Source organism: bacterium, assembly GCA_016703265.1.
Lineage (GTDB): Bacteria > Krumholzibacteriota > Krumholzibacteriia > LZORAL124-64-63 > LZORAL124-64-63 > CAINDZ01.
The window spans coordinates 523,660-539,395 of record JADJCK010000001.1 but is presented as its reverse complement, the minus strand read 5'-3'; the positions used below and the strand labels follow the sequence as shown (position 1 = coordinate 539,395).

At 71.4% G+C, this 15,736-nt stretch carries 11 protein-coding genes; 9 read left to right on the top strand and 2 right to left on the bottom strand.

The features are described from left to right. The first annotated feature begins 33 nt into the window (after nt 1-33). From uvrA to IPG61_02395, 6 genes are all read left to right on the top strand, one after another. A complete protein-coding gene (uvrA, locus tag IPG61_02420; GenBank protein ID MBK6732945.1) occupies nt 34-2,841 on the top strand; it encodes an excinuclease ABC subunit UvrA in 2,808 nt (935 codons plus the stop codon). A gap of 170 nt (nt 2,842-3,011) precedes the next feature. Beyond that, a complete protein-coding gene (gene gcvT, locus IPG61_02415) occupies nt 3,012-4,151 on the top strand; it encodes a glycine cleavage system aminomethyltransferase GcvT (GenBank protein MBK6732944.1) in 1,140 nt (379 codons plus the stop codon). A gap of 84 nt (nt 4,152-4,235) precedes the next feature. Continuing rightward, nucleotides 4,236-4,613 (top strand): glycine cleavage system protein GcvH, encoded by a 378-nt coding sequence (gene gcvH / locus IPG61_02410; protein MBK6732943.1) that lies wholly within the window; start codon nt 4,236-4,238, stop codon nt 4,611-4,613. 7 nt (nt 4,614-4,620) lie between these two features. Continuing rightward, nucleotides 4,621-5,988 (top strand): aminomethyl-transferring glycine dehydrogenase subunit GcvPA, encoded by a 1,368-nt coding sequence (gene gcvPA, locus IPG61_02405; protein ID MBK6732942.1) that lies wholly within the window; start codon nt 4,621-4,623, stop codon nt 5,986-5,988. Continuing rightward, nucleotides 5,988-7,499 carry an aminomethyl-transferring glycine dehydrogenase subunit GcvPB gene (gene gcvPB / locus IPG61_02400; GenBank protein MBK6732941.1) on the top strand — a complete coding sequence of 504 codons (1,512 nt, stop codon included), beginning with the start codon at nt 5,988-5,990 and terminating at the stop codon, nt 7,497-7,499. Before gcvPA ends, gcvPB begins: the two co-directional genes overlap by 1 nt. A gap of 8 nt (nt 7,500-7,507) precedes the next feature. Beyond that, a complete protein-coding gene (locus IPG61_02395; GenBank protein ID MBK6732940.1) occupies nt 7,508-8,236 on the top strand; it encodes a hypothetical protein in 729 nt (242 codons plus the stop codon). Nucleotides 8,237-8,271: 35 nt separating this feature from the next. On the opposite strand, the gene IPG61_02390 is transcribed toward IPG61_02395, so the two are convergent. Next, a complete protein-coding gene (locus IPG61_02390; GenBank protein MBK6732939.1) occupies nt 8,272-9,558 on the bottom strand; it encodes a hypothetical protein in 1,287 nt (428 codons plus the stop codon). A 43-nt stretch (nt 9,559-9,601) separates the two neighbouring features. Then, a complete protein-coding gene (locus IPG61_02385; protein ID MBK6732938.1) occupies nt 9,602-11,677 on the bottom strand; it encodes a hypothetical protein in 2,076 nt (691 codons plus the stop codon). Nucleotides 11,678-12,044: 367 nt separating this feature from the next. Between IPG61_02385 and IPG61_02380 the strand changes: the two genes are divergently transcribed. The 3 genes from IPG61_02380 to IPG61_02370 are packed head-to-tail and all read left to right on the top strand — an operon-like array spanning nt 12,045 to nt 15,641. Beyond that, a complete protein-coding gene (locus IPG61_02380) occupies nt 12,045-13,025 on the top strand; it encodes an ABC transporter permease (GenBank protein ID MBK6732937.1) in 981 nt (326 codons plus the stop codon). A gap of 32 nt (nt 13,026-13,057) precedes the next feature. Next, the gene (locus IPG61_02375; protein ID MBK6732936.1) at nt 13,058-13,924 is read left to right on the top strand and encodes an ABC transporter permease; all 867 of its coding nucleotides are present in this window, start codon (nt 13,058-13,060) and stop codon (nt 13,922-13,924) included. Further along, a complete protein-coding gene (locus IPG61_02370) occupies nt 13,917-15,641 on the top strand; it encodes an ABC transporter ATP-binding protein (protein ID MBK6732935.1) in 1,725 nt (574 codons plus the stop codon). The genes IPG61_02375 and IPG61_02370 overlap by 8 nt, the downstream gene beginning before the upstream one ends. Nucleotides 15,642-15,736: the final 95 nt, after the last annotated feature.

Sequence of the window (15,736 nt, the reverse complement as noted above, 5' to 3'; positions counted from 1 at the left end):
TCCACGACGGCCAGGCCCGGAGCCCCGTGGGGAGTGATCTCCCTGCGGGGCGTCCGCGTGCACAACCTGCGCAACCTGGATCTGGAGATCCCGCGGCGTCAGCTGGTGGTCATCACCGGTCCGAGCGGCTCGGGCAAGTCTTCGCTGGCGTTAGACACCCTGTACGCCGAGGGCCAGCGGCGCTACATCGAGAGCCTCTCCTCGTACGCGCACCAGTTCCTCGACCAGCTGGCCAAGCCCGACGTCGACCGCATCGACGGGCTGTCGCCGGCCCTGGCCATCGACCAGAAGGGGCTCGGGCGCAGCCCGCGCTCGACCGTGGGCACGGTCACCGAGATCTACAATTTCCTGCGCCTGCTCTACGCGCGCTGCGGCGTCGTGAACTGTCCCGACTGCGAGGTGCCGGCCAGCGGGCGGCCGCTGTCGGACATCGGCGACGAGATCGCCGCCCTGCCCGAGGGCACGCGCATCTACCTGCTGGCCCCGGTGGTGCGCGGCCGCAAGGGTGAGCACAAGCAGCTGCTGGCCGACCTGTCGCGGCAGGGCTACGTGCGCGCGCTGATCGACGGCGAGATGTGCGAACTGGACGACGACCCGAAGCTGGCCAAGGGCAAGGCGCACGACATCGCCGTGGTGGTGGACGGCCTGGTCTGGCGGCCCGGCGTGGCCGACCGCCTGCGCACCGCGCTCGATGCGGCGGCCGCGCTCGGCGAAGGCACGGTCATCGTGCGCGCCGGCGAACGCGAGACCTGGTACAGCAAGCAGTCGTCGTGTCCCGGCTGCGGTCGCGGTTTCCCGTCGCCCGAGCCGCGCCTGTTCTCGTTCAACTCGCCGGCCGGCTCGTGCCCCGACTGCAACGGGCTGGGCTCGCTGCGCACCATCCGGCCCGAGGCGGTGGTGCCGGACGAGTCGATCTCGCTGCGCGACGGCGCCGTGGCCTTCCTCAAGGGCAAGCCCGCGAACTGGCTTTACGTGCAGTGCGAGGCGCTGGCCGTGGCGCTCGACGCCGACCTCGACGCGCCCTGGCGCGACCTGCCGCTGAAGGTGCGCAATGCGCTGCTCTTCGGGTTGACGCCGCCGCTGGTCAAGGAACTGCGCCCGCACAAGAACTACAACGCCTTCCTGCGCGACTGGGAAGGCCTGGTGCCCGAGCTGGTGCGCCGCCATCGCGAGACCAAGTCCGAGAAGATCCGGCAGTCGCTCGAGAAGATGATGACCGAGCAGCCGTGCACGGCGTGCGGCGGCCATCGCCTGCGGTCCGAAGCCCTCAACGTGCATGTGGGCGGCCTGCACATCGGGCAGGCGGCGGCCCTCACGCTCGACGCCTTCAGCGAGTGGGTGGCGGGCCTCGAGTTCACCGGCGAACGCGACAAGCTGGTGTCGGGCCCGGTGCTCGAGCAGATCCGGCACCGCCTGCACTTCCTGCTGAAGGTGGGCGTCAGCTACCTGTCGCTGGCGCGCGGCACCTCGACGCTCTCGGGCGGCGAGGGGCAGCGCGTGCGGCTGGCCACCCAGGTGGGGTCGCAGCTGCGCGGTGTGCTCTACATCCTCGACGAGCCGAGCGTGGGCCTGCATCACCGCGACATCGGCCGCCTGATCGAGACCCTGCGCGCGCTGCGCGACCGCGGCAACTCGGTGGTGGTGGTGGAGCACGATCGCGACGTGATGCTGGCGGCCGACCACCTGCTCGACCTGGGGCCGGGCGCCGGCGAGCACGGCGGCCGTCTCATGGCGCAGGGTACCGTGGCCGAGGTCTCGAACACCCCGGGTTCGCCCACCGGCGACTACCTGGCCGGCCGCGTGGGAAAGGGGCCGGCCGAGCCGCTGACCGGCCGCTCGCCTTCCGACCACCTGCTGAAGCTGCGCGGGCTGCGCGGGCGCAACCTGCAGGGCATCGATCTGGAGTTCCCGCTCGGCCGTCTCACCGTGGTGACCGGCGTCTCGGGCTCGGGCAAGAGTACGGCGGTGCACGAGACGCTGTACCGTTCGCTCGCCGCGCGTAAGAACGGGGCGCGGCGCGATCCGGCGCCGTTCGACGCCATCGAGGGCGACGACGAGGTGCACAGCGTGGTGCTGGTCGACCAGTCGCCCATCGGGCGCTCGCCGCGTTCCACGCCCGCCACCTACACCGGGCTCTACAACCACCTGCGCCCGGTGTTCGCGCAGACCACGCTGTCGCGCATGCGGGGCTACGGCGCCGGTCGCTTCAGCTTCAATACCGACGGCGGCCGCTGCCGGGTCTGCGAAGGCGCCGGCGTGCGTCGCCTGACCATGGACTTCCTGCCCGACGTCGAGATCCCCTGCGAGGAGTGCGGCGGCCGGCGCTTCGACCGCGAGACGCTCGAGGTCCACTTCAAGGGCCACAACATCGCCGACTTTCTCGACATGCCGGTCTCGCGTGCGCGCGAGGAGCTCTCCAACATCCCGGCCTGCCGTCGCGTGCTCGACGTGATGCACGGCGTGGGCCTCGACTACCTGCGACTGGGGCAGTCCGGCGGCACGCTCTCGGGCGGCGAGGCGCAGCGCCTGAAGCTGGTGCGCGAACTGGCCCGCGGGGGGCAGCGGCACACCGTCTACATCCTCGACGAGCCCACCACGGGCCTGCACTTCTGTGACGTCGACCGGCTGCTGGCCGTCCTTGCCAAGCTGCTGGAGCACGGCAACACGGTGGTCGTCATCGAGCACAACGGCGAGGTCATCCGCCGGGCCGACCATGTGATCGACCTGGGGCCCGAGGGCGGCGCGGGCGGGGGACGGCTGGTGGCCCAGGGCAGCGTGGCCGACGTGGCGGCCTGCGCCGGGTCGTATACCGGGGCCATGTTGCGGGGTTTGCTGGGGTAGAAGCGCGGGGTTTGCCGGGGTAGAAACGCCGGGTTCCCCGGGCCGGAAGCGCCTCCTGCGGATTCGCTTGTTCGCGCCCCCGCCGCAGCTTAGATTGGTCCGGCCGGCCGCGCCGTTCCGGCGCCGACCCGAATCCGCGCTCCAGCCCTGGAGAAGTTACCGTGGACGATCTGGCGGGCCTCAAGACCACCCCGTTGACTGCCTGGCACCGCGCCAAGGGCGCCAAGATGGTGCCGTACGCCGGCTATGAGATGCCGGTCCAATACGAAGGCGTGCTTGCCGAGCACGCAGCCGTGCGCGAACGCGTCGGCCTCTTCGACATCACCCACATGGGCGAGATCTTCGTTGACGGCCCCGGGGCCGAAGCCTGGCTGGACTCGCTGGTCACCAACCGCGTGGCCGGTGGCCCGGTGGGCAAGGTCGTCTACAACGCCATGTGCAAGGCCGACGGCGGCGTGCTCGACGACATGCTCATCTACCGCCTGGGCGCCGAGAACTGGCTGGTGGTCTGCAACGCGGCGAACCACGACAAGATCGCCGCCTGGCTGAAGAAGCACCTGCCGGCCACCGGCGTGAAGATGGACGACCGCAGCGAGGCCACGGCGCTCATCGCCGTGCAGGGCCCCGACAGCCGCGAGCTGATGGGACGCCTGGCCAGGCTGGCCAACCTGCGCGACGACATCGCCGCACTCGACTTCTACACGGCCTTCACCTGCCCCGGCGTGACCGGCGAGTGGATCGTCTCGCGCACCGGCTACACCGGCGAACACGGCTACGAGCTGTACCTGCCCAACGCCGACGCGCTGGCCGTCTGGGAAGAGCTGATGGTTCGCGGCGCCGACCTGGGCGTGGCGCCCATCGGGCTGGCGGCGCGCGATACGCTGCGCTTCGAGGTCTGCTACTGCCTGTACGGCCACGAGCTGGGCGAGGACATCACCCCGCTGGAAGCCGGCATCGGCTGGGCCGTCAAGCTGAAGAAGGAAGCCTTCACCGGCCTTGAGGCCCTGCGCGCGCAGCAGGCTGCCGGCGTGCCGCGCAAGCTGGTGTGCCTTGAAGTGACCGGCCGCGGCATCGCGCGGCAGGACGCCCGCGTGCTGTGGCAGGGGCGCGATGTCGGCTACGTCACCAGCGGCACGTTCAGCCCCACGCTGAAGAAGCCGCTCGCGCTGGCGCTGGTCGAGACGGCCGTGCCCGCGGGCGAGGTCATGATCGACATCCGCGGCAAGGGCGTCGAGGCGCGCACCACCGCATTCCCGTTCCTTTCGGCGCGCGTCAAGGGCGACCCGCGGGCCGAGCGCAAGCTGCCCTGACCGGCAGCCGTTGAACTGACCGGCAACCGTTGAACTGACCGGCAACCGTTTAACTGACCGGCAACCCTTGGCAGGAGGCACCACATGGTACCCGCAGACCGCAAGTACACGCAGGAACACGAATGGATCCTGGTCGACGGCGGCAACGGCACCGTCGGCGTGACCGAGTTCGCGGCGCACGAGCTGGGCGACATCGTGTTCGTCGAGCTGCCCGCCGTGGGTTCGAAGTTCAAGCAGGGCGATCCCGTCGGCACCATCGAATCGGTGAAGGCCGTGGCCGACCTGTACCTGCCCGTGTCGGGCGAGATCGTCGCGGTGAACGACGACGTGACGGCCAGCCCCGAACTGTTGAACGGCGACCCGTTCGGCAAGGGCTGGCTCGTGAAGGTCAAGCTGAGCGCGCCGGCCGAGATCGATGCTCTGCTGGACGCCGGCGCTTACGGCGAACTGCTGGGAGGCTGACCAGGGCATGCCCTACGTTCCGCATGCGGATGAAGACATCCGCCAGATGCTCGCGGTGATGGGACTGGACAGCATCGAGCAGCTGTTCTCCCACCTGCCCGCGAATGTGCGGCTCGGCCGCGACCTCGACCTGCCCCTGGGCCTGAGCGAGGAGGAGGTGCGCGGCTGGTTCCGCTGCGCCGCCGCCGCCAACCACGGGCAGGGCGAGCTGGTCAGTTACCTGGGCGGCGGCGTCTACGACTCGGTGATCCCCGCGGTCATCGACGCGCTGGTCTCGCGCAGCGAGTTCCTCACCGCATACACGCCGTACCAGCCCGAGGTTTCGCAGGGCACGCTGCAGGCCATCTACGAATGGCAGACGTTCGTCTGCCGCCTGACGGGCCTGGCCGTGGCCAACGCGAGCATGTACGACGGCGCCACGGCGCTGGCCGAGGCCGTGGCCGTGGCCGTGTCGGCGAAGCGTCGCCCGCTGGTCGTGCTGCCGGCCACGCTGAACCCGCGCTGGGCGCGCGTAGTGCGCACCTCGATGCGCGGCTCGGGCGTGCAGGTTGCCGAGGCGCCTGTGGGCCGTCACGGCACCACCGACATCGACGGGCTGCGCAAGGTGCTCGACGCCGCGCCGGCGGCGGCCTTCGTGGTGCCGAACCCGAACTACCTGGGCCTGGTCGAGCCGGTCGACGAACTGTCGGCGGTGGCGAAGGCGGCCGGGGCCGTGGTCGTGGCTGCCGTGAACCCGGTCAGCCTGTCGCTGCTGAAGACGCCGGGCGAGTACGGCGCCGAACTGGCCGTGGGCGAGGCGCAGCCCTTCGGCATTCCCTGCGGCTGGGGCGGGCCGCTGCTCGGCTTCCTGTCGTGCACCGACGAACACAAGCGCCGCATTCCCGGGCGTGTGGTGGGGCGCACGGTGGACAGCCGCGGCCAGAACGGCTACGTGCTCACGCTGCAGACGCGCGAGCAGCATATCCGCCGCGAGAAGGCCACGAGCAACATCTGCAGCAACCAGGGCCTGAACATGATGCGGGCCACCATCTACCTGGCCATGCTCGGGGCCGGCGGCCTGGCCGCACTGGGCGAGGCGAACCGCGCGCGCATCGAGGCGCTGCGGTCCCGCGCCGTGGCGGTGCCGGGCGTCTCGATCCCGTTTGACGGGCCGGTCTTCAACGAGACGGTGCTGCGCCTGCCCGGTTCGGCGGCCGCCTTCCGCGCCTTCGCGCGGACACGCGGCGTGCTGGCCGGCATCCCGGTGGACGGGGTGGCCGGCTGCGGGCCCAACGACCTGCTGGTGGCCGTGACGGAGAAACGGTCGCTGGCCCAGATCGACCAGTATGCGGAGCTGCTGGCGGAGTTCGCCGCCGGCGCCGGGAAGGGCAAGTGATGGCCGACGAAATCAAGAGCGGCGCCCGCGAAGTGGCCGGCCACTGGCTGAGCGAACTGCCGGGCTCGATGTTCGACAAGGGCGGTCCCGGGCGGCGCGGGCTCACGTTCGCCCGCTGGGAGGGCGCCCCGGCGCCCGAGCTTCCGGCCAGCGCACGTCGTGCGGCCCCGGCCGACTTTCCCGCCCTCAGCGAGCCCGAGGTGATGCGCCACTTCACGGCGCTCTCGAACCTCAACCACCACATCGAGCGCGGCATGTACCCGCTCGGCAGCTGCACGATGAAGTACAACCCGCGCCTGAACGAGCAGGTGGCGGCCATGCCCGGGCTGGCCGACCTGCACCCCGAGCAGGACGTCGCGGACATCCAGGGTCTGCTGGCGGCGCTGCTGCACCTGGAGAAGGCGCTCTGCGAGATCACCGGGTTTGCCGGCTGCAGCCTGATGCCGGCCGCCGGCGCGCAGGGCGAGTACCTGGGCATGCTGGTCATCCGTGCCTGGCACCAGTCGCGCGGCGACACTGAACGGACAGAAATCCTGATCCCCGACTCGGCGCACGGCACGAACCCGGCCAGCGTCGCGATCATGAGCCTGACGCCCCGCACCATCGCCTCGCGGCCCGACGGCCGCATCGACCTCGAGGCGTTGAAGGCCGCCGTGGGCCCGAAGACCGCCGGCATCATGATCACCAACCCCAACACGCTGGGGTTGTTCGAGAACGACATCGCCGAGGTGTCGCGGATCGTGCACGCGGCGGGCGGCCGTCTCTACATGGACGGTGCGAACCTCAATGCCATCCTGGGCAAGGCGCGCCCGGGCGACATGGGCTTCGACGTCGTGCACATGAACCTGCACAAGACGATGAGCACGCCGCACGGCGGCGGGGGACCGGGCGCGGGCCCGATCTGCGTGGCGCCCGACCTGGTGCCGTTCCTGCCGGGGCCGCGCATCGCGCAGAAGGCCGACGGCACGTTCACGCTCGAGCGCATGCCGGGCACCGACGACACCGCCATCCACGCCTACTTCGGCAACGTGGGCGTGTGCCTGCGGGCGCTGGCGTACATCCTGCGCAACGGGCGCGACGGCCTCAAGCGCGTGACCGAGTGCGCGGTGCTCAACGCCAACTACCTGAAGCACCAGCTGAAGGACGTCATCGAGATCGAGCACAGCGAAGGCTGCCTGCACGAGTTCGTGGCCACGGGCCGCGGCTGGAAGAACGATTTCGGCGTGCGCACGCTGGATATCGCCAAGCGCCTGCTCGACTACGGCATGCACGCGCCCACGGTCTACTTCCCGTTGATCGTCGAAGAGGCGTTCATGGTCGAGCCGACCGAGACCGAGTCGCGTGAGAGCCTGGACCGCTTCGTCACCGTGATGAAGCAGATCCGCCACGAGGCCGAGACCGACCCCGACCTGCTGCACGGGGCGCCGCACCACACGCCGGTCGGGCGCATGGACGAGGCGCGCGCCGCGCGTGACCCGGACCTGCGCTGGCTGGGTCCCTGCAACTGCTGAGGTCGCGCGTGTCCGGTACGTTGAGGATCCAGATCGATGGCGCGCTCAGCGGCGCCGGAAACATGGCGCGGGATGCCGCGCTGCTCGAGGAGCACCGGCCGGGCGACCCGCCGGTGCTCCGGCTTTACCGCTGGCGCCCGTACGCCGTCTCGTACGGCTTCCATCAGAGCCCCGACGACTTCGACGCCGAGGCCATCGCCGCCGCCGGCTACGGCCTGGTGCGGCGTCCCACCGGCGGACGCGCCATCCTGCACGCCGAGGAACTGACCTACGCCGTTGTCGGCACCAGCCCCTCAGATTTGTTCGGCGCCACGCTGCACGAGACCTACATGCGCATCAACGAGGCGCTGCTGCTGTTCCTGGACGACCTGGGACTGGCCGCCGATGTCTCCGGCGGCGAGAGCCGCGACGACGCGCGCGGGCTGGTCTGCTTCAAGAGCGCCGGTCGCCACGAGATCAGCGTGCGCGGCCTGAAGCTGGTGGGTTCGGCGCAGAGGCGGCGCGGGGACGTCTTCCTTCAACACGGATCCATCCTCGCGGGTTCCGCGCACCTCGATCTGCCGCGTTTCCTGCGCCCGGCGCCGGGGCGGCCGGCGCCCGACAGCGCGCAACTGGCGCTGGTGACCACCGATCTCGGGCGGCTGCTGGGCACCCCTCTGGACGACGAAGGCCAGGAGCGGCTGCTGCCGCGCCTGGCCGACGCCTTCTGCCGGGCGTGGGGGCTGCAGGCCGGCTGAGTTGCCGGCGGGAGCCCCGCCCGTTCCAACGAATTCTAGAACACCAGCGACGAGGCCACCGCCACGCCCAGGCCCTTCGTGTCGCCCACCTTCATGCCGCCGCGCGTGACCGCCGCGGCGTCGATCCGCCAGAACCCCAGCTTGACGCCCAGGCCGGCCGAGGCGCTGTCGCCCTGCACGCCGCCCGTGGCCGCGCCGAAGCGGGGCTGCAGGAACCCGAGCTGCCACTCGACGCCCGCCAGCACGCGCGGCTCGGTGGAGACCAGGCCGCGGTCCTCGAAGCCCTGCACCCAGTCGGCGGCCAGCACGAACGGGCCCACCTTGCCCGAGGCGCCCAGGCGCGCCGAGCGCGGCAGTTCGGTGGTGTAGGGGTCGCCGGTGTAGACGGTGTCGGCATCGGTCACCGACGCATCGAGGTCGGAGTTCAGCAGGTTGATCTCGTCGGCGCTGAGCCGGAACTCGCGGTACTCGACGTTGCGGTCCCATTCCATGCTGCTCTGCGCGTTCTCCAGCGTCAGGCCCACGGCCAGGCCGCCGGGCGTACGCAGGGCCAGGCCCACATCCACGCCGTAGCCGCGGCCGCCCTCGGCCGAGAGCGTGTTCACGTGCGCATCGGCGGTGATCTCTTCCATGCCCGTGGTGATGGTGCCGCCGGCCGAGGCCACGTGCATCTCGTACAGGCCGTGCAGGTAGCGAAGGTTCACGCCGGCGCCGAGGCTGGCGCCGCCCAGCGTGAGCAGCTTCGTGCCGAACGAGACGGTGGCGGCGCCCATCGCGCTGCCTTCGCCCCAGGTGTTGCTGAAGTCGACGGTCTGGCCCACGGGGTTGCCGTAGAGCACGACGTCGAAGTAGTCCTTGTCGAGATTGCCGTAGCCGGTGCCGATGGCGCCGGCCGTCAGCGCGAACGAGCCGAACTGGAAGCCCAGCGCCGAGGCACGCACGTCGGCGTCGAGGCTGAAGCCGTCATCGGGGATGTCGGACATCAACTGGGCCTTGTCGGCGGCGTCGAGGTGCGTACCGGTGATCTCGTTGTACCGGTCCAGGCTCAGCGCGTTGTTCTGCACAGAGACCGCAGCGCTGGCCAGGCCCACGCTCGAGCCGTCGCTGAACGCCAGGTTCGCCGGGTTGTAGGTGACCGCTTCCAGTCCGCGGGCCACGGCGCCGCCGGCGCCGCCCATGCCCCAGGCCCGCACCGGGCTCTGGGCGTGGGCGGTGGTCGCCGACAGGACCACGAGGGTCAGCGTCGCCAGCGTGAGGGTCGTCAGGTCGACCGACAGGCTGCGGTAGTGGTCGTGCGCGAGGTTCATCGGGATGCTCTTCATGTCACAAGTCCTTTGCTGCTCCCGCCGCGCGGGAGGTGAATCCCTAGAACTGGTCGTCGACCAGCACGTCCAGCTGCACCAGGCCGCGCACTTCGAGGTAGTCCGTGCTGAGCACGCGCGCGGGCTGGCCGTTCGTCGACGGGAGTACGGCTACGACCTTGGTGACCAGGCCGGGCAACCCGAACACGCGGGCCTGTTCGGCGGTCAGGTCGAAGGCGGGGCGGCTGATGACCGACTGCGTGACCACGTGCGTCGTCGGCGAAGTGACGCCGGCCGACACCAGCAGCGGCCCGATCGTCAGTGCCGGCGCGGTGTCGAGCGTGTTGACGTCCTGGCCCACCAGCACCGTCAGCTGCAGGGCCACGGGCAGGTGGTTCAGAACTTCCAGCTGCGCGCGGGCGCCCTGGGCGTGCGTCGAGATGCGTTCCTGCAGCTCGGCGTCCACATCGAGTTCGCGCGGATCGCTGTCGAGGGTGGCGTCGTCGATCACGACTTCCACCGGAGCCTCGATCTCCCACCGCACCACCGCAGTGTCGCCGGGACGCACGGTGCCGAGGGCGCCGTCGCCGCCCAGGCTGACCTGGCCCAGCAGCGTCACGCGTTCGGGCATGCTGTTGAGGAACTCGACGATGGCGCTGTTGTCCTGGTCGAGGATGATCTCGGTCAGGGCCTGGTCCGGGCCGCCGTTCAGCGCCTCGTTGATCACCAGGTCGGTCACGTCGCCGCCGGCATCCGTGCCGCGCAGCGTGAGGTCGACGCTGCCGGGCAGCGAGGCGGTGGTGTCCAGGTGCAGGGTCAGGCGCGCGGCCGTCAGCGACAGGCCGCTCAGCTCGTCCGGCAGGTCGATGTGCTGCACGGTCGGTTCCAGCGTCACGATCGACTCGGGAACGATGCCGGTCACGCTCGCGAACGAGATGGAGGTGGCGGCGAGGTCGGCCGAGAGGCCGTCGCCCGCGTCCATGGCAACCGGCTGGCCGGAGCTGCCCGGCGACGTCACCGAGACGCTCGCCTCGAGGGCCGTCAGCGGCGAACCGCCCGCGGCCAGGGTGTAGCCGGCGAAGTTGATGGAGCGCACGGCGGCAGTGCCTGCCGCCAGCGTGAACTGCTCGACCAGCGGCACGCCGTTCGCATTGCGCAGGTCGGCCCAGGTGAGCGTGGCGGTGCAGGGCACCGGCATGGAGTTCGTCACGGTCAGCTGCGAGGTTCCGGAGGCGACCACGGCCTCGGTCACTTCGTAGCCCGACGGCAGCGGTGAACTGAACGTCGTGTTGAAGCTCTGCGCCCCGACAACGGCCGTGGCCGACGAGACGACGAGGTTGGTGAACGAGGCGCTGACGTCCAGCGCGTCGGTGCCGTTGACGGTCACGAACTGACCGCCCGATCCGGCCGAGCCGCCGCTCAGCCGCACGCGCAGCCGGTCGGGCATGACGGCGCCGGCCAGGTCCACGGTCACGGTCCGGCTGGCGCCGGCCGGGATCACGGCGAAGGGGAAGGTCGCGAACTCGGCGCCGTCGCTGCCTTCGAGCACCAGCACCAGCTGGTCGGGGCCCGAAGCGGCGGAGATCGCCACCGGCAGGCCGTTGTCCACGGTCACCGCGGCGGTGCCGGCGGACAGCGTCGCCGAGGTCACGTCGGGCACGTCCTGGTCGGGGCTGGTCGCCGCGAGCGGGAACGCGGGCACGATGGTCGTGATGCCGTTGGCGCCGGCGGCGGGCGCCCACACGTCCTGCAGCAGGAAGCCGTAGGTGAGGGGACCCACCGAAGCCAGTTCGAACGATCCGAGGCCGTGGTCCATCGACTGCGCCGATACTTCCGCGCTGAGGTCGAAGTCGAAGCTCAGCGTGTCGGGGTCGCCGTCCACGCGGAACAGCAGGCTGCCGTCGGGGCTGACGGCCAGGAAGTCCTCGCTGTCGATGGCGTCGGCCACGTCCAGGCGCTCGACGCCGAGCGGAAGGCTCAACGTGGTGTCGAACGTCGGCATCTCGGGTTCGTTGATATCGCAGCCGGCCAGTACGGACAGCGCGGCCACGGCGGCCAGTGCAGCCGCGACGGTCAACGCCGCCGCAGAGCGCGTGCGGCTGCCGGCCCGGTTCCGCATGGTGGTCGTTCGCATCGCCATGTTGATCCCCTCGGTTGTTCGTCAGGCGGTCCCCGGTCCCGCCAGTTTCCCGGGCGCGGGATTGACGACCTCCTGCTGAAAGATCCGTACCGGCCCACGGCGCCGGCCGCAGACCGCGGCCGCCGGGGAACAACGGGGAGTCGCGGGGAACAACCGGGTATCGCCGGGCAGGGTGCGGGCGGGGGCGGGGCGGCGGGAAAGGAACGGGAATCGTGCGGACCTGCCGGGAAGCGGCACCCGGATCGGGCAGGGTGCAACGCCGTGCCAGTCCCGGCGGCTTTCGCCGCCCTCCGACGCGTGCTTGACCGTCACGCCGCGCCGTTCCTACTATCAACCTTCCGCGGACACCGCCCCCCGAAGGACGGACATGAGCGCCTGGTTCGCACGCCGCCTGCTGTGGTCCCTGCTGATGCTCGTCCTGTTGCTGACGATGGTCTTCGCCATCGTGCGCCTGGCGCCCGGTGATCCGCTCGAGGTCGGCGCCGCCGATTCCTTCGAGGCCCGCGACCGTGAGCTGCTGCGGGAACGACTCGGGCTGGACCGGCCGCTGGTCGAGCAGTACGCGCACTGGCTGTCCGGGTGCCTGCGCGGCGACTGGGGCATGAGCCTGCGCCAGCAGCGACCGGTCGCGGACATTGTCGGCGAGGCGGTGGGACCCACGCTCCTGCTATCCCTGTCCGCCTACCTGCTGCACCTGCTGCTGGCCGTCCCGGCGGCGGTGCTGATGTCGGCGCGCCGCGGCCGCGCGGCCGACCATGTCGTCGGCGGCATCGGCCTGGTGCTGCTGTCGGTGCCCGGCTTCTGGCTGGGCCTCATGCTCATGCTCCTGTTCGCGCGCCAGCTGGGCTGGCTGCCGGCCGGCGGCCTTCAGTCGCCCGACGCCGACCTTCTGCCCGCCGGCGCCCGGCTGCTCGACGTGCTGCGCCACCTTGCGCTGCCGGTCCTCACGCTCGCCCTGGGCTCGTTCATGGGCACCGCGCGCTACCTGCGGGCGGCCCTCGACGAGGCGCTGTCGCAGGACTTCATTCTCGCTGCACGCGCGCGCGGCGTGGGTGAGCGGCGCCTGCTCTGGGTCCACGCCCTGCGTCATGCCCTGCTGCCGGTGATCACGCTGGCCGGATTGCACCTGCCCCAGCTGCTCGGTGGCGCCGTGGTCGTGGAAGTGGTGTTCGGCTGGCCGGGGCTTGGGCGCGTGGCCGTCGAAGCGATCGGCGCCCGCGACTACCCGGTGATCATGGCCGTGACCGTGATCTCGGCGGTGCTGGTGACGGTCGGTTCGCTGCTCGCCGATGTCGGCTATCGTCGGGCCGACCCGCGGGTGCGACTGGCCGGGCAGGTGACGCCGTGAACGCACCCCTGCCCGCGGGTCCCGCCGCTGCCATCGTCGCCGCTGCGCGGCCTGCCCGGAAGCCTGCCCGCCCCGCCGGCACCGCAGCGCTGGCATCCGGGCTCGGTATCCTGGCGATCGTGACCCTGACGGCGCTCCTGGCTCCGGTGCTCGCGCCCGGTGATCCCTCTGCGCTGGGGCCGGCCGCCGACCGCCTGCTGCCGCCCTCCGCGGCGCACCCGCTCGGCACCGACGTGCTGGGACGCGATGTCCTGGTCCGCCTTGTCCACGGCAGTCGCGTCTCGTTGCTGGCGGGTTGGCTGTGCGCACTGGTCGCCGTGGGCCTGGGCACGGCCGTGGGGGTGGCCGCCGGTACGGGCCCGCGCTGGCTGGACCGCCTGCTCATGACCTTCACCGACGCCTGCCTGTCGTTCCCGCGCATCTTCCTGATACTCCTCCTGGTCTCGCTGACACGGCCGAGCCTCGCCCTGACGATGCTCGTCATCGGGCTGACCGGCTGGATGGGCGTGGCCCGGCTCGTGCGCGCCGAGACGCTTTCGGTGCGCGAGCGCGAGTACGTGGCTGCGGCGCGCGGGCTGGGCCTCTCGCCGTGGCGCGTCGGCCTGCGCCACGTGCTGCCGGCGCTGTGGCCGACGGTGATCGTGGCAGCCTCGTTGCGCGTGGGCGGGGCCGTGCTCACCGAGTCGTTCCTCTCGTTCCTCGGCCTGGGCGCCCAGGAGCCCACCGTCAGCTGGGGCGCCATGATCCAGGCCGGCCGGCCGGTGCTGCTCGAAGCCTGGTGGCTGGCCACGTTCCCGGGACTGGCGCTGGCGCTGACGGTGGTCGGCTGCAACCTGCTGGGCGACGGCCTGCGGGCGCGGCTCGACCCGCGGCAGGCCGGGACGGCGCGCCATGACTGAGCTGCTGCACTTCCATGACTGGTCGGTGGGCTTTGCCGGGTCCGGCGCAATGTTGCTGCGCGATGTCGGGCTGACGGTGGCCGCAGGCGAAGCCGTGGCGCTGGTGGGACCGTCGGGATCGGGCAAGACCCTGCTGGCCCGTGCGGCGCTCGGCCTGCTGCCGCCGGCGGCCGTGGCCCGGGGGCAGGTCCTCTGGCGCGGCATGGATCCCGTTGTGCAACCAGGCGGCTGGGCTGCCGTGCGCGGCCGCGGGCCCACCTGGCTGCCGCAGGAGCCGCTGGCGGGGCTGAATCCGCTGCGCACCATCGGCGCGCACATCACCGAGGCGGCCCGGATCCACCTCGGGCTGGACCAGGCGGCAGCCCGTCTCCACGCAGCCGCGTTGCTGGCCGAACTGGGCCTGCCCGATGCCGAGCGCCTGCTCGACGCCTGGCCGCACGAGTTGAGCGGCGGCATGCGCCAGCGCGCGCTGCTGGCGGCGGCGCTCGCCTGCAATCCCGAACTGCTCATCGCCGACGAACCTACCTCGAGCCTCGACGCCACTGTGCAACGCGAGTTGTTGGCGGTGCTCGATGCGGCGCGTCGTCAGCGCGGCATGGCGCTGTTGTTCATCACGCACGACCGCGACCTGGTGCCGCTGGTGGCCCGGCGCTGCCTGGAGATCCGCGAAGATCGCGTGGTCGAGGTGGCGGTCGCGTGCGCGCCAACCGCGTCCTCGGGTTCAGGGAAGCCCGAGGCCGAAGCAGGTGCGCAGGAAGTCGCGGGGCGATCGCCGGCGCTGTCGGCACGCGGGATCGTGGTGCGCCACGGAGCCCCGGACTCGCCCACGGCCGTGGCGGAAGTGGACCTCGATCTGTGGGCCGGGCGCGCGGTGGGACTGGTCGGCGAGTCTGCCGCCGGGAAGTCGAGCCTGGCCCGGGCGCTGGCGGGACATCTGGTGCCCGCAGCCGGCGAGATCTCCGTGGCCGGCCGCGCGCTCGACCGGCGGGTGCGAGGAGCCGCAGCCCGGGCCGCCCGCCGGCGCGTGCAGATGCTGTTCCAGGATGCCGGTGCCTCGCTGAACCCGCGCCAGCGCGTGGGGGAGGCGCTCGCCGAGGCCGCCGGTCGCAACGCGCCGCGTCCGGTCGAGGCGTTGCTGGAAGAAGTGGGACTCGAGGCGGGGCTGGCCGCGCGCTATCCCCATGCGCTTTCCGGCGGCCAGCGCCAGCGTGTGGCGCTGGCACGGTGCCTGGCCGCCGACCCTGCGGTACTCGTGGCCGACGAGCCCACGAGCGCGCTCGATGGCGCTGCCAGGCGACAGGTGCTGGAGTTGCTTGCCGCCGTCATGCGCAAGCGCGGCCTGGCCGTGCTGCTGGTGACCCATGACCTCGATGCGGCGCTCGCGTTCTGCGACGAAATCGTCGTGATGCATGGGGGCGTCGTGGTGGAGAGGGCGCCGGCCGGCGCGGTCCTGCGTCATCCGCATTCACGGCAGTTGCTGGACTGCCGCCCTTCGGTGCTGGCGTCGGCCCGCGAGTGGCGCCCGTCTGTGGGGCCAGGCACAGGGGGCGTGCCCTCCCGCAGCCGCCCCGGCTGTCCTTCCGCCGGCCGCTGCCCGCTTCAGAACGCTTCCTGCTTCAAGGAGTTGCCACCCCTCCGGGAACTCTCCCGGGGGCATTGGTTACGCTGCCCTCCGGCGGCCGAACTGCCTTCGCCACAATTTATTGACACGTTATAGGCCAATCTCTATATTCAGCCACCAGTTGCGGCACGGCGCTCTGACCCCGCGTCTTCAGCGCGCCCAAGTGCCCCAAGGACCGGCGGAAACGCCCA

Coding starts and splice junctions, on each gene's coding strand:
- gcvPA (MBK6732942.1), top strand. CDS start 4,621: ATGCCCTACGTTCCGCATGCGGATGAAGACATCCGCCAGATGCTCGCG.
- IPG61_02380 (MBK6732937.1), top strand. CDS start 12,045: ATGAGCGCCTGGTTCGCACGCCGCCTGCTGTGGTCCCTGCTGATGCTC.
- gcvH (MBK6732943.1), top strand. CDS start 4,236: ATGGTACCCGCAGACCGCAAGTACACGCAGGAACACGAATGGATCCTG.
- IPG61_02370 (MBK6732935.1), top strand. CDS start 13,917: ATGACTGAGCTGCTGCACTTCCATGACTGGTCGGTGGGCTTTGCCGGG.
- IPG61_02385 (MBK6732938.1), bottom strand. CDS start 11,677: ATGGCGATGCGAACGACCACCATGCGGAACCGGGCCGGCAGCCGCACG.
- IPG61_02390 (MBK6732939.1), bottom strand. CDS start 9,558: ATGAAGAGCATCCCGATGAACCTCGCGCACGACCACTACCGCAGCCTG.
- gcvPB (MBK6732941.1), top strand. CDS start 5,988: ATGGCCGACGAAATCAAGAGCGGCGCCCGCGAAGTGGCCGGCCACTGG.